The following is a 13,250-nucleotide window of genomic DNA, read 5'->3' as shown; positions in this document are numbered from 1 at the left end:
ACCTCATGACGTGCTCCATCGGGTTTTTCAATAACGTTCCCATCGCGGTGCTGTTCCTGACGGTGGGGTTGGGATACCTGATCGGCAAGCTCAAGGTCGGGCCGATCCAGCTGGGGGGCGTGTGCGGCACGCTCATCGTCGCCCTGCTGATCGGCCAGACGGGTTGCCAGATGCGCGGCGACCTGAAGGAGGTCGCGTTCGCCCTGTTCATCTTCGCCATGGGCTATTCGGGTGGGCCGCAGTTCTTCGCCAACCTGAACCGGTCCAGCCTGCGCTACATCCTGCTGCCGCTGATCGAGGCGGTGCTGGTGCTGACCGTGGTGCTGGCGGCCGTGCCGCTGTTCGGCCTGGACGCGGGCACCGCGGCCGGGCTGGCGGCGGGTGCGGCGACCGAGTCCGCGGTGGTGGGCACCGCCGCCGAGGCGCTCAAGCACCTGGGCCTGGCCGATGCCGACGTGCAGCGGATGGAGGCCAATATCGCCACGGCCTATACGCTGACCTACCTGGTGGGGCTGATCAGCATCGTGTTCTTCACCAGCCAGGTGGCGCCGGCGCTACTGCGCATCAACCTGCGCGAGGCCTCCAAGGCGCTGGAGGAAAAACTCGGCGCGACCTCGGGCGAAGCCGACGACATCAACATGCCGACCCTGCCGCGGCTGGTGGGCCGCTCGCACGTGGTCAAGGATGCCGCTGGCAAGACGGTGGCGGCGGTCGAGGCGGAACTGGGCGGCCGCACCGCGATCAGCCGCATCCTGCGCAATGGCGAGGCGGTCGAGCCGACGCCCGACGACGTGCTGGCCACCGGCGACGTGGTGGTGGTGCTGGGCCTGCGCCGCTTCGCGCTGCGGGCCGGCTCGGTGATCGGGCCGGAGATCCAGCTGCCCGAGGCGCACGCCGACGACCTGCAACTGGTCGAGCTGTCGGTCATCGTCAGCAAGAAGGCGGTCAACGGCCATACCGTGGGCGAGCTGGCCAAGCGACCCGGCGCCCAGCGCGCGCGTGGCGTGTTCCTGCAATCGATCCAGCGTTCCGGCCACATGCTGCCGGTCACGCCGGCCACGGTGGTGCAGTACGGCGACCTGGTGACCCTGGTGGGGGCCGAGCCCGAGCTGTCGGAGGCGGGCGCGGCGCTGGGCAACGAGTTGCGGCGCAGTGGCGTCACCGACCTGGTGTTCCTGGCGTTCGGCATCCTGGTCGGCCTGCTGATCGGCGCGCTGAGCGCGCGTCTCTGGGGCATTCCGGTGTCGCTCGGCAGCGGCGGCGGCGCGCTGGTCAGCGGGCTGGTGTGCGGCTGGGTCAACGCCAAGCGGCCATCGCTGGGCCATATGCCGGCCAATGCGGTGCAGCTGCTCAAGGATCTGGGGCTGGCGGTGTTCGTCGCCTGCGTCGGCCTGTCGGCCGGGCCGGAGGCGGTGTCGCTGATCCGCGAGCATGGCGCCGTGCTGCCGCTGATCGGGCTGCTGGTGTCGCTGGGACCGGCCTGCCTGTCGCTGTGGGTCGGCCACAAGCTGCTCAAGATCGAAGGGCCGCTGCTGGTGGGCGCCATCGCCGGCCAGCACGTCAGCACGCCGGCCATCAGCGCCATCCTGGGCGCCAGCGGCAGCGCCGTGCCACTGCTGGGCTACACGGTGACCTACGCCATCGCCAACGTCCTGTTGCCGGTGCTGGGGCCGATCATCGTGTCGCTGGCCCATCACCTGGGCGGATGACGCCGGCAGGGTGCTTCGCCCCATGACGTGGAGCCAGGGTTTAACATAGGCTAGGGAAACTACCGAGACCGCCATCGACCGCGCCACGCGCGTCGCCCAAGGCGGCATCCCATCGCACCCCGCCGCCCCCGCCGTCACGGGAGCAGGCTCATGGAGACAAGATGCCCTACCTTACCCCGCTGAAGGATTTCCGCTTCGCGCTGAACGAACTGGCCGGCCTGGACGACGTGCTCAAACTGCCCGGCTTCGAAGAGGTGACGCCCGATCTGGTGGACGCCATCCTGGAAGAAAACGGCCGTTTCGTCGAGCAGGCGATCGCGCCGCTGAACGTGCCCGGCGATACGCGGCCGCCGGTCTGGAACGATGGCCAGGTGACCGCCACGCCGGGTTACGCGCAGGGCTTCAAGGACTACGCGGCCGGCGGCTGGCAGGGCTTGCAGCATCCGCAGGCCTGGGGCGGGCAGGGCCTGCCCAAGTTGGTGGCGGCCGCGCCCGGCGAGAACATCCAGGCCGCCAGCCTGGCGTTCTCGCTGTGCCCGATGCTGACCGACGGCGTGATCGAAGCCATCCTCACGGTGGGTTCGGAGGAACAGCGCAAGAAATTCGTGCCCAACCTCATCGGCGGCAAATGGACCGGCACGATGAACCTGACCGAGCCGCAGGCCGGCTCGGACCTGGCGCAGGTGGCCACGCGCGCGGTGCGCCAGGAAGACGGCAGCTATCGCCTGTCGGGCCAGAAGATCTTCATTACCTACGGCGAGCACGACCTGGCCGAGAACATCATCCACCTGGTGCTGGCGCGCACGCCGGACGCGCCGCCCGGGGTCAAGGGCATCTCGCTGTTCATCGTGCCCAAGTTCCTGGTCGGCGCCGACGGCACGCTGGGGCCGCGCAACGACGTCTGGTGCGCCTCGCTGGAACACAAGCTGGGCATCCATGGCAGCCCGACCGCGGTGCTGCTGTACGGTTCGGGCAAGGGCGAGGCGGGCGAGGGCGCGGTCGGCCACCTGGTCGGCGAGCTCAATCGCGGCCTGGAGTACATGTTCATCATGATGAACGCGGCCCGCTATTCGGTCGGGCAGCAGGGCATCGGCGTGTCCGAGCGCGCCTACCAGCACGCGCTGGCGTATGCGCGCGAACGGGTGCAGGGACGGGCGGTGGAAGGTTCCGCCGCGGCGGTCGCGATCGCACGCCATCCGGACGTGCAGCGCATGCTGCTGACCATGAAGGCGCTGACCGAGGCCGCGCGCGCCGTGTCCTATGTGACGGCCGCCGCGCACGACAAGGGCACGCATCATCCCGACCCCGAACAGCGCGCCCGCAACCGCGCCTTCTATGAATACATGGTGCCGGTCGTGAAGGGCTTCTCGACCGAATCCGCCGTGGAAGTGGCCTCGCTCGGCGTGCAGGTGCACGGCGGCATGGGCTACATCGAGGAAACCGGGGCGGCGCAGTACTACCGCGACGCCCGCATCCTGCCGATCTACGAGGGCACCACCGCGATCCAGGCCAACGACCTGGTCAGCCGCAAGACCCAGCGAGACGCCGGCGCCACCGCCTACGCCGCCATCGCCGCCATGCGCGAGACGCTGCGCGCAGTCGAGGCCGAGTCCTCGCGCGCCGCCGCGTCCGAGCGCGACGGCCTGCGCCTGCTGCGCGACAACCTCGACAGCGCGATCCAGGCCTATGAGGCCGGGGTGGAGTTCATCCTGGAGCAATCGGCGGCGAACATCCGCGCGGTCTATTCCAGCAGCGTGCCGTACCTGATGCTGGCCGGCGTGGTGCATGGCGGCTGGCAGATGGCGCGCGCGGTGCTGGTGTGCCGCCGGCGACTGGCCGCGGGGTCGACCGATCCGTTCCACCGCGAGAAGCTGGCGACCGGATTGTTCTACGCCGCCCATATCCTGCCGCGCGCCCTGGCGCTGTCGGTGGCGGTGCGCGCCGGGGTGGTGGCCGACGCCTGCGGCGCCGCCGCGAATATTGCATAAGGTTATATGTCTTGCGTATTTCCCCTGCAACAGGTTTGATGGAAGAATCGTTTCGAGGGGCGGCACAGGCCGCCACCGAGACGTTTTTCCAGCCGGCCGCCGGACGTGGCGGCCGGTCGATTCCGTAACCTGAATCCGCAAGCAGGAGACACCATGAGTCATCTACGCCTGGGCGACACCGCGCCCGATTTCGAACAGGAATCCTCGGCCGGCCCGATTCGTTTCCACGAGTATCTGGGCAATAGCTGGGGAGTGCTGTTCTCGCATCCTGCCGATTTCACCCCTGTCTGCACCACCGAGCTGGGCTACACCGCCAAGCTGGCCGACGAGTTCGCCAAGCGCAATGTGAAGGTGCTGGCGCTGTCGGTGGATGGCACCGATTCGCACAGCAAGTGGATCGAGGACATCAACGACACCCAGTCGACCAAGGTCAACTTCCCGATCCTGGCCGACAAGGACCGCAAGGTGTCCGAGCTGTACGACATGATCCATCCGAACGCCAACGCCACGCTGACGGTGCGCTCGGTCTTCATCATCGACCCGAACAAGAAGGTGCGCCTGATCATCACGTATCCGGCCAGCACCGGCCGTAACTTCAACGAGATCCTGCGCGTCATCGATTCGCTGCAGCTGACCGACAGCCACAGCGTGGCCACGCCGGTCAACTGGGAAGACGGCGACGATGTCATCATCGTGCCGTCGCTGCAGGACGAAGCCGTGATCAAGCAGAAGTTCCCCAAGGGTTACAAGGCGGTGCGCCCGTACCTGCGCATTACGCCCCAGCCGAATAAGTAAATAAGAAATCCGTGCACAAGGCGGCCCGCGCCGCCTTGCCGGATGGTGCCGCGAAACCGCCCGCAAAGCCGCGCATTCCCTGGGAATGCGCGGCTTTTTCACATCGCGCGGTCACCGCGCTATATGCCTGGGAGCGATGAGCAATCAAAGAATGATTCGTTCCGTTCAGAACAGGCCGCCGGCACACTTGCTTCCACATTGCCAAACACGGGAAGGGAGCAAGGAATGTCTTTCAGGAAAGCCGGATGGTTGGCCGCCTTGGCCGCGGTAACGATGTCTCTCGCCGCGATCGCGCCGGCGCAGGCGCAGCAGAAGCAGACGCTGTTGAACGTGTCCTACGACCCGACGCGCGAGCTGTACCGCGCCATCGATGACGCCTTCATCAAGCAGTACAAGGAAAAGGCCGGGGTGGACCTCACCATCCGCCAGTCGCACGGCGGTTCCGGCCGCCAGGCGCGCTCGGTCATCGACGGCCTGGAAGCCGACGTGGTGACGCTGGCGCTGGCCTATGACATCGACGCCATCGCCGACCGCGGCCTCTTGCCCGAGAACTGGCAGGCGCGTCTGCCGCAGAACAGCTCGCCCTACACCTCGACCATCGTGTTCCTGGTGCGCAAGGGCAATCCCAAGCACATCAAGGACTGGGATGACCTGGTCAAGGATGGCGTGCAGGTGATCACGCCCAACCCGAAGACCTCGGGCGGCGCGCGCTGGAACTACCTGGCGGCGTGGGCCTATGCGCTGGAGAAGAACGGCGGCAGCGAAGACAAGGCGCGCGCCTACGTCGGCGAGCTGCTCAAGCACGTGCCGGTGCTGGATACCGGCGCCCGCGGCGCCACCACCACCTTCGTCGAGCGCGGCGTGGGCGATGTGCTGCTGGCCTGGGAAAACGAAGCCTTCCTGGCGCTCGAGGAACTGGGTCCGGACAAGTTCGACATCGTGGTGCCGTCGCTGTCGATCCTGGCCGAGCCGCCCGTGGCCATCGTCGACAAGATCGTCGACAAGAAGGGCACCCGCGCCGCGGCCCAGGCCTACCTGGAATTCCTCTACACCCCGACGGCCCAGGAAATCATCGCCAAGAACTACTACCGGCCGATCGACAAGACAGTGGCCGCCAAGTACGAAAGCAAATTCCCCAAGGTCAAGCTCGTGACCATCGACGACAAGATCTTCGGCGGCTGGCGCAAGGCGCAGAAGGACCACTTCAGCGACGGCGGCACCTTCGACCAGATCTACCAGCCGCAGAAGAAGTAAGCGGACAACCAGCGGACGACGGCCATGACTTCAGCCTCGATTCCGACGGCAAAGGGCGCGCAGGCGCCTTTTGCCGTTCGGCGCAACAGCCCGGGCGTGCTGCCCGGTTTCGGCATTTCCATGGGCTACGCGGTGCTGTACCTGAGCGTGCTCGTGTTGATTCCCCTGGCGGCGCTGCCGATCAAGAGCGCGTCGCTGGGCTGGCAGGGCTTCTGGGATGCGGTGACGGCGCCACGGGTGCTGGCGTCGTATCAACTCACCTTTGGCGCCTCGCTGCTGGCGGCGCTGGTGAACCTGGTGTTCGGCACCATCGTGGCCTGGGTGCTGGTGCGCTACCGCTTTCCCGGCAAGAAAATCCTGGACGCGCTGGTGGACCTGCCGTTCGCGCTGCCCACCGCCGTGGCCGGCATCGCGCTGACCGCGCTGTACGCGGAAAAGGGCTGGCTGGGCGCGCCGCTGGCCAACTGGTTCGGCCTGAAGGTGGCGTTCACGCCGCTGGGCATCGTGATCGCGCTGATCTTCATCGGCGTGCCGTTCGTGGTGCGCACGGTGCAGCCGGTGCTGGAGGACGTCGAGCGCGAGATCGAGGAAGCCGCGGCCAGTCTCGGCGCCGACCGCTGGCAGACCATCCGCCGCGTGCTGCTGCCGACCATCCTGCCGGCGCTGATGACCGGCTTCGCGCTGGCCTTCGCCCGCGCCGTGGGTGAATACGGTTCGGTGGTGTTCATCGCCGGCAACATGCCGATGGTGTCCGAGATCACGCCGCTGCTCATCATCGCCAAGCTGGAGCAGTTCGACTATGCCGGCGCCGCCGCCATCGCCACCGTGATGCTGGTGCTGTCGTTCGTGCTGCTCCTCATCATCAATCTGCTGCAGGGCTGGCAGGCCCGTCGCGGCCTCGGGAGACAGGCATGAGCTTTGCTGACCGTCCGGCCCACCTGACCGAGCCGCGCTGGGTGCGCGGCATCCTGTTGTTCCTGGCGCTGGGCTTCCTGGCGCTGTTCCTGCTGGTGCCGCTGGCCGCCGTGTTCTACGAGGCCTTCCGCAAGGGCTGGGCGCTCTACCTGGAAGCGATCGTCGAGCCCGACGCGCTGGCCGCGATCCGCCTGACGCTGCTGGTGGCCGCGATCGCGCTGCCGGTGAACCTGGTGTTCGGCGTGGCCGCGGCCTGGGCCATCACCAAGTTCCAGTTCCGCGGCAAGCAGTTCCTTATCACGCTGATCGACCTGCCGTTCTCGGTGTCGCCGGTGGTGGCCGGCCTGGTGTTCGTGCTGCTGTTCGGCACGCAGGGCTGGTTCGGCGGCTGGTTGCAGGACCATGACTTCAAGATCGTCTACGCCGTGCCCGGCATCATCCTGGCCTCGCTGTTCGTGACCTTTCCGTTCGTGGCGCGCGAGCTGATCCCCCTGATGCAGGCGCAGGGCAGCGAGGAAGAGCAGGCCGCGCTGACGCTGGGCGCGAGCGGCTGGCAGATCTTCTGGCGCGTGACGCTGCCCAACATCAAGTGGGGTCTGCTGTACGGCGCCATCCTCTGCAATGCGCGCGCCATGGGCGAGTTCGGCGCGGTCTCGGTGGTGTCGGGCCAGATCCGCGGCCTGACCAACACCATGACCCTGCATGTGGAGATTCTCTACAACGAATACCAGTATTCGGCGGCGTTCGCGGTGGCTTCGCTGCTGGCGCTGCTGGCGTTGGTGACGCTGGTGGCCAAGAACGTGGTCGAGTGGCGCAACGCGCGTTATCTGAAGGCGGCGGAATTGCCGGTCGAGTATCCCGGGCCCGCGGTGGCCATCAAGCCGGCCGTCGCCTGACGCGGCCGGCCAGACGGAGACAAGCATGAGTATCGAGGTTCGCAATCTATCCAAGCGCTTCGGCCAGTTCCGCGCGCTCAACGACGTATCGCTGCACATCGAGACGGGCGAGCTGGTGGCGCTGCTGGGGCCTTCGGGCTGTGGCAAGACCACATTGCTGCGCATCATCGCGGGGCTGGAGTCGGCCGATACGGGCAGCGTGCTGTTCGCCGGCGAGGACGCCACCGCGGTCGACGTGCGCCAGCGCCAGGTCGGTTTCGTGTTCCAGCACTACGCGCTGTTCAAGCACATGACGGTGTTCGAGAACGTCGCCTTCGGGCTGCGCGTCAAGCATCGCTCGCAGCGGCCGTCCGAAGACCTGATCCGGCGCAAGGTGCACGACCTGCTGAACCTGGTGCAGCTGGACTGGCTGGCGGATCGCTATCCGGCGCAGCTGTCGGGCGGCCAGCGCCAGCGCATCGCCCTGGCGCGCGCGCTGGCGGTGGAGCCGCGGGTGCTGCTGCTGGACGAGCCGTTCGGCGCGCTCGACGCCAAGGTGCGCAAGGAACTGCGGCGCTGGCTGCGCCGCCTGCATGACGAGCTGAACGTGGCCAGCGTGTTCGTCACCCACGACCAGGAAGAGGCGCTGGAAGTGGCCGACCGCGTGGTGCTGATGAATGCCGGCAGGATCGAGCAGGTCGGCACCCCGCGCGAGGTCTGGGAAGGGCCGGCCACGCCGTTCGTCTATGGCTTCCTGGGCGACGTCAACCAGTTGCAAGGCGTGGCCACCCGCGGCGTCTGGGAAGGGGCGGGCCTGTCGTTGCCTGCACCCGAGCTGGCGCAGGCCGAGTCGCAGCGCGCCACCGCCTATGTGCGGCCGCACGAATTCGACATCGAGCGCTATCGGGAGGGCGGCGCGGGCATCCCGGTGCGCCTGTCCCATGCCTATCTGGCCGGACCCAGCGCGTACCTGGAACTGGCCAGCGAGGATTCCGACGCCGTGATCGAAGCCGAGGTGCCCGAGCACCTGTATCGCGAACTGGCGTTGCGCGATGGCGACATCCTGCTGGCCCGCCCGCGCCGGGCGCGTGTCTTCGCGGTGCAGGCATGACGGCCGCCGATCTCGCCGCCGGCCTGGAGCCGGTCCTCGCGGCGCGCTGGCACGAACTGGTCGCGCGCCTGGCGGACGCGCGCCAGCGCCATCCCGACGCCGCGCTGGCCTCGTCCCTGGCGGCCGAGGACATGGTGCTGACGCATGCCATCTACGGCACCGGCCTGGACCTGGAGGTCTTCACGCTCGACACCGGCCGGCTGCACGCTGAAACCCTGGGCGTGCTGGACGCGGTGCGCGAGCGCTACGGACGCGCAGTCACCGTGTACCGGCCCGAGGCCGGCGCGGTCGAGCGCCACGTGGCCGAGCACGGCGCCTATGCCTTCTACGAAAGCGTCGAGCTGCGCAAGGCCTGTTGCCAGATCCGCAAGGTCGAGCCGCTCAAGCGCGCGCTGGCCGGACGCGGCGCCTGGATCACCGGCCAGCGGCGGGCGCAATCGACCACGCGCGGCGAGCTGCACCTGGAAGAGCACGATCCGACCTTCGGCCTGTACAAGTTCAACCCGCTGGCCGAGTGGAGCGAGGCGGATGTCTGGGGCGTGATCCGCGCCCTCGGCATTCCCTACAACCCGCTGCACGACCAGGGCTATCCGTCGATTGGCTGCGAGCCCTGTACCCGCGCCATCCGCCCGGGCGAAGACCTGCGGGCCGGGCGCTGGTGGTGGGAGTCGTCGGACTCCAAGGAATGCGGCCTGCATGCAGGCAACCGGGTCATCGGCATCGTCGCGGAAACCACGCGCGCCTGACTCCCGTCACGTCTCAAGAATTCGTTTTAGGGGAATACCTATGTCCGCAGTGATCCAACGCAGCCACCTGGACTGGCTGGAATCGGAAGCCATTTTCATCATGCGCGAGGTGGCGGCCGAAAGCGAGAAGCCCGTGCTGCTGTTCTCGGGCGGCAAGGATTCGGTGGTGCTGCTGCGCCTGGCCGAAAAGGCCTTCCGTCCGGGGCGCTTTCCGTTCCCGCTGATGCACATCGACACCGGCCACAACTTCGACGAGGTGATCGCCTTCCGCGACGCCCGCGCGGCCGAGCTGGGCGAGACGCTGATCGTGCGCAGCGTCGAAGACTCGATCAAGCGCGGCAGCGTGGTGCTGCGGCGCGAGACCGACTCGCGCAACGCGGCGCAGGCCGTGACGCTGCTGGAGGCGATCGAGGAATTCGGCTTCGACGCCTGCATCGGCGGCGCCCGCCGTGACGAGGAAAAGGCGCGCGCCAAGGAGCGCATCTTCTCGTTCCGCGACGAGTTCGGCCAGTGGGACCCCAAGGCCCAGCGTCCCGAACTGTGGAACCTGTTCAACACCAAGGTGCACCGCGGCGAGAACATGCGGGTGTTTCCGATCTCCAACTGGACCGAGCTGGACGTCTGGCAGTACATCCAGCGCGAGCAGCTGGCGCTGCCGTCGATCTACTTCAGCCACGAGCGCGAGGTGGTGCGGCGCAAGGGCCTGCTGGTGCCGGTCACGCGCCTGACGCCGCCGCAGGACGGCGACACGGTCGAGCGCCTGTCGGTGCGCTTCCGTACCGTGGGTGACATTTCCTGCACCTGCCCGGTGGCCTCCGACGCCACCGATACGGCCGCCATCATCGCCGAGACCGCGGTGACCGACATCACCGAGCGCGGCGCCACGCGCATGGACGACCAGACTTCCGAGGCCTCGATGGAGCGCCGCAAGAAGGAAGGCTATTTCTGATCGCACGAGTGGCCGGCGCCAGGCCGGCCGACAGGGGACGCATATGAACGCAGTAAACGATTCTTTTCTTTCGGGCGCCGGCACGGGCGTGCTGCGCCTGATCACCGCGGGTTCGGTCGACGACGGCAAATCGACGCTGATCGGCCGCCTGCTGTATGACAGCAAGGGCGTGTTCGCCGACCAGCTCGACGCCATCTCGCGCGCCAAGTACAAGCGCGTGGCCGAGGGCGGCATCGACTTCTCGCTGCTGACCGACGGCCTGGAGGCCGAGCGCGAGCAGGGCATTACCATCGACGTGGCCTACCGCTATTTCTCGACCCCGGCGCGCAAGTTCATCATCGCCGACGCGCCCGGCCACGAGCAGTACACCCGCAACATGGTCACCGGCGCGTCCACCGCCGACGTGGCCGTGATCCTGATCGACGCCACCCGCGCCGCCGACGGCAAGCTGCTGCCGCAGACCAAGCGCCACAGCACCATCGCGCGGCTGCTGGGCATCCGCCACATCGTGGTGGCGGTCAACAAGATGGACCTGGTCGATTGGGACCCGGCCGTGTTCGAGCGCATCCGCGACGCCTACGCCGATTTGGCGGGCAAGCTCGGCATTGCGCACTTCGACGCGCTGCCGTTGTCGGCGCTGAACGGCGACAACGTGGTGACGCGGTCGGACAAGACGCCGTGGTATTCGGGCCAGCCATTGCTGACGCTGCTGGAATCGCTGGAACTGAGCGGCGACAACGGCGCGGGTCCGCTGCGCTTTCCGGTGCAGTGGGTGGCGCGTCACGACGGCAGCCGCAAGGATGACTTCCGCGGTTACGCCGGCCGCATCGCCAGCGGCGTGCTGCGTCCCGGCGACGAGATCACCGTGCAGCCGTCGGGCGTGACGGCGCGCGTGCAGGAAGTGCGGCTGTTCGATCGCGCGCTCGATGAAGCGGTGGCGGGCGACTCGGTCACGCTGGTGCTGGACCGCGATGTCGACGTGTCGCGCGGCGACGTGATCGTGCACGCGGCGGCGCCGGCGCAGGTCGCGCGCGAGTTCGAGGCGGAGCTGTGCTGGCTCGATGCGCAGGCGCTCAACCCCGCGCGCAAGTATCTGCTCAAGCATGGCACGCGACTGACGTCGGCGAAGATTCGCGCGGTGCTCTCGCATCGCGACATCCACGAACTGCAGGAAGTGGAGAACACCGAAGGCACGCTGCGCATGAACGACATAGGTCGCGTCGCGTTCACGACGCGCGAGTCGTTGGCGGTCGATCGATACGCGGATGTGCCCGCCACCGGCGCCTTCATCCTGATCGACGAAGCCACCCATCAGACCGCGGCGGCGGGCATGCTTCGGTAAACCGCCAGTCGGGGTGGAAAAGGCCCGCCCTGCACCGGTCCCGGGGGTGTTGTTTTTATTCCAAACCCAATGGTGGCGCGGGTTTTCGGGCGATATCGCAACATGAAATCGAATTGTCCGGACGCCGTCTTCGTCTTGCGGTAAAGTGGGGCTGTCTTACGAAAAGGCTTTTGGTGCTTGTCAAAACCACTGGGTTTTTGTACAGTAGTTTCATGGCACGCACCGATCATTCTTTTCCCGCCGGTTCTGGGTCCCCGGCTGCCGCCCCCGCCGCCTTGCGCGGTCGGGGTGCGGTTACTAATGTTCGGCATCGCTTCCAGAAAGATGACCGCGTGCAGGTCGACGATGGCTGGTCCACTTCGGGACTCCCGGCTGATTTCGTTGACGCTGTCCCCAATACTTCCGTCATTCCCATCCTGCCCGACGTCCGCCGGGCGCCTGCCGCCCCCAAGACCACCGTCACGGCCGAAGAGGCCCGCAAGATCCTGTCGCGCAATGACTCGCCCGACATCCCCTTCGACGTGGCCGTCAATCCCTACCGCGGTTGCGAGCACGGCTGCGTCTATTGCTACGCCCGCCCGACCCACTCCTACCTGGGCTATTCCCCCGGCCTCGATTTCGAGACCCGGCTGGTGGCCAAGGCCAACGCGGTCGAGGCACTGCGGGCGGAAATCAGCCGCCCCGGCTACAAGCCGTCGCCCATCAACATCGGCTCGGCCACGGATGCCTACCAGCCCATCGAGCGCGACTGGCGCCTGACGCGCGGCATGCTTGAGCTGATGCTCGAAACCCGCCATCCGGTCACCATCGTCACCAAGAACGCCCTGGTCGCCCGCGACCTCGACCTGCTGGCCGCGCTGGCCGAGCACAAGCTGGTGGTGGTCTACATGAGCATCACCACGCTGGACGCCGATATGGCCCGCACGCTCGAACCGCGCGCGGCCGCCCCCTGGCGCCGCCTGGAAGCCGTGCGCAACCTGACCGCCGCCGGGGTGCCGGTCGGGGTGCTGGTGGCGCCCGTGATCCCGTTCATCAACGATGACGCCATGGAACACATCCTGCAGGAATCCAAGGCGGCGGGCGCGCACTACGCCAGTTACACCGTCATCCGCCTGCCGTGGGAAGTCAAAACCCTGTTCGAGGACTGGCTCAACGCCCACTACCCGGATCGCGCCCAGCGCGTGCTCCATCGCATCGAAGACCTGCGCAACGGCCGCCGCAATGACCCCAACTTCGGTTCGCGCATGCGCGGCACCGGCATCTGGGCCGACCTGCTGCGCCAGCGCTTCGCCGTGGCCACCCGCAAGCTCGGCCTGAACCGCCATCGGCTGGCGCTCGACTGCGACCGTTTCCAGCCGCCGGCGCCCGCCGGTGGTTCCGCCGCCTTGTTCTCGCCGGCCGCCGCCGGTGCCCCCGTTTTCCCATCCCCGGCTGGCGCGAAAGCGTCTTCAGGGGTCCCTTTTGCCAGTGCCTTGCCGGTTGCCGGCGCCTACGGGCGCGGCGCGCGCCAATTGCGCGCCATGGTCGCCGGGCAATTGTCGTTGTTCGATTGACCCACGGCCCGGC

Annotated in this window: 11 protein-coding genes; all 11 read left to right on the top strand. The window is 67.6% G+C overall.

The genetic code is table 11. The features are described from left to right. Positions 1 to 5: 5 nt before the first annotated feature. The 11 genes from aspT to I6I07_RS30625 all read left to right on the top strand — a co-directional run bounded on the left by aspT (position 6) and on the right by I6I07_RS30625 (position 13,237). The gene (gene aspT, locus I6I07_RS30675; RefSeq protein WP_198484911.1) at positions 6 to 1,709 is read left to right on the top strand and encodes an aspartate-alanine antiporter; all 1,704 of its coding nucleotides are present in this window, start codon (positions 6 to 8) and stop codon (positions 1,707 to 1,709) included. Positions 1,710 to 1,870: 161 nt separating this feature from the next. Next, entirely contained in the window at positions 1,871 to 3,697 is a 1,827-nt protein-coding gene (locus I6I07_RS30670) for an acyl-CoA dehydrogenase (protein WP_198484909.1), read from the top strand. A gap of 153 nt (positions 3,698 to 3,850) precedes the next feature. Continuing rightward, positions 3,851 to 4,492 carry a peroxiredoxin gene (locus I6I07_RS30665; RefSeq protein ID WP_054423700.1) on the top strand — a complete coding sequence of 214 codons (642 nt, stop codon included), beginning with the start codon at positions 3,851 to 3,853 and terminating at the stop codon, positions 4,490 to 4,492. A 225-nt stretch (positions 4,493 to 4,717) separates the two neighbouring features. Beyond that, positions 4,718 to 5,746, top strand: a complete 1,029-nt coding sequence (locus I6I07_RS30660) for a sulfate ABC transporter substrate-binding protein (RefSeq protein WP_035360099.1) — start codon at positions 4,718 to 4,720, stop codon at positions 5,744 to 5,746. Positions 5,747 to 5,770: 24 nt separating this feature from the next. Then, positions 5,771 to 6,661 (top strand): sulfate ABC transporter permease subunit CysT, encoded by an 891-nt coding sequence (gene cysT, locus I6I07_RS30655; protein WP_198484907.1) that lies wholly within the window; start codon positions 5,771 to 5,773, stop codon positions 6,659 to 6,661. Next, complete coding sequence (gene cysW, locus I6I07_RS30650; RefSeq protein ID WP_198484906.1) at positions 6,658 to 7,557, top strand: sulfate ABC transporter permease subunit CysW; 900 nt, start codon at positions 6,658 to 6,660, stop codon at positions 7,555 to 7,557. The genes cysT and cysW overlap by 4 nt, the downstream gene beginning before the upstream one ends. 25 nt (positions 7,558 to 7,582) lie before the next feature. Further along, positions 7,583 to 8,647 (top strand): sulfate/molybdate ABC transporter ATP-binding protein, encoded by a 1,065-nt coding sequence (locus I6I07_RS30645; protein WP_198484904.1) that lies wholly within the window; start codon positions 7,583 to 7,585, stop codon positions 8,645 to 8,647. Then, the gene (locus I6I07_RS30640; RefSeq protein ID WP_198484902.1) at positions 8,644 to 9,393 is read left to right on the top strand and encodes a phosphoadenylyl-sulfate reductase; all 750 of its coding nucleotides are present in this window, start codon (positions 8,644 to 8,646) and stop codon (positions 9,391 to 9,393) included. Before I6I07_RS30645 ends, I6I07_RS30640 begins: the two co-directional genes overlap by 4 nt. Before the next feature lie 40 nt (positions 9,394 to 9,433). Further along, on the top strand, positions 9,434 to 10,342 hold the full coding sequence (gene cysD, locus I6I07_RS30635) for a sulfate adenylyltransferase subunit CysD (RefSeq protein WP_006393643.1): 909 nt from the start codon (positions 9,434 to 9,436) through the stop codon (positions 10,340 to 10,342). A gap of 43 nt (positions 10,343 to 10,385) precedes the next feature. Further along, positions 10,386 to 11,684, top strand: coding sequence for a sulfate adenylyltransferase subunit 1 (locus tag I6I07_RS30630; RefSeq protein ID WP_198484900.1), 1,299 nt, complete (start codon positions 10,386 to 10,388; stop codon positions 11,682 to 11,684). 212 nt (positions 11,685 to 11,896) lie between these two features. Continuing rightward, positions 11,897 to 13,237, top strand: a complete 1,341-nt coding sequence (locus tag I6I07_RS30625; RefSeq protein ID WP_198484898.1) for a PA0069 family radical SAM protein — start codon at positions 11,897 to 11,899, stop codon at positions 13,235 to 13,237. Positions 13,238 to 13,250: the final 13 nt, after the last annotated feature.

The organism is Achromobacter deleyi (assembly GCF_016127315.1).
Taxonomy (GTDB): Bacteria; Pseudomonadota; Gammaproteobacteria; order Burkholderiales; family Burkholderiaceae_B; genus Achromobacter; species Achromobacter insuavis_A.
This window is presented reverse-complemented; position numbering and strand designations above follow the sequence as displayed.

Coding starts and splice junctions, on each gene's coding strand:
- I6I07_RS30665 (WP_054423700.1), top strand. CDS start 3,851: ATGAGTCATCTACGCCTGGGCGACACCGCGCCCGATTTCGAACAGGAA.
- I6I07_RS30670 (WP_198484909.1), top strand. CDS start 1,871: ATGCCCTACCTTACCCCGCTGAAGGATTTCCGCTTCGCGCTGAACGAA.
- I6I07_RS30660 (WP_035360099.1), top strand. CDS start 4,718: ATGTCTTTCAGGAAAGCCGGATGGTTGGCCGCCTTGGCCGCGGTAACG.
- cysD (WP_006393643.1), top strand. CDS start 9,434: ATGTCCGCAGTGATCCAACGCAGCCACCTGGACTGGCTGGAATCGGAA.
- I6I07_RS30625 (WP_198484898.1), top strand. CDS start 11,897: ATGGCACGCACCGATCATTCTTTTCCCGCCGGTTCTGGGTCCCCGGCT.
- cysT (WP_198484907.1), top strand. CDS start 5,771: ATGACTTCAGCCTCGATTCCGACGGCAAAGGGCGCGCAGGCGCCTTTT.
- I6I07_RS30645 (WP_198484904.1), top strand. CDS start 7,583: ATGAGTATCGAGGTTCGCAATCTATCCAAGCGCTTCGGCCAGTTCCGC.
- I6I07_RS30630 (WP_198484900.1), top strand. CDS start 10,386: ATGAACGCAGTAAACGATTCTTTTCTTTCGGGCGCCGGCACGGGCGTG.
- aspT (WP_198484911.1), top strand. CDS start 6: ATGACGTGCTCCATCGGGTTTTTCAATAACGTTCCCATCGCGGTGCTG.
- I6I07_RS30640 (WP_198484902.1), top strand. CDS start 8,644: ATGACGGCCGCCGATCTCGCCGCCGGCCTGGAGCCGGTCCTCGCGGCG.
- cysW (WP_198484906.1), top strand. CDS start 6,658: ATGAGCTTTGCTGACCGTCCGGCCCACCTGACCGAGCCGCGCTGGGTG.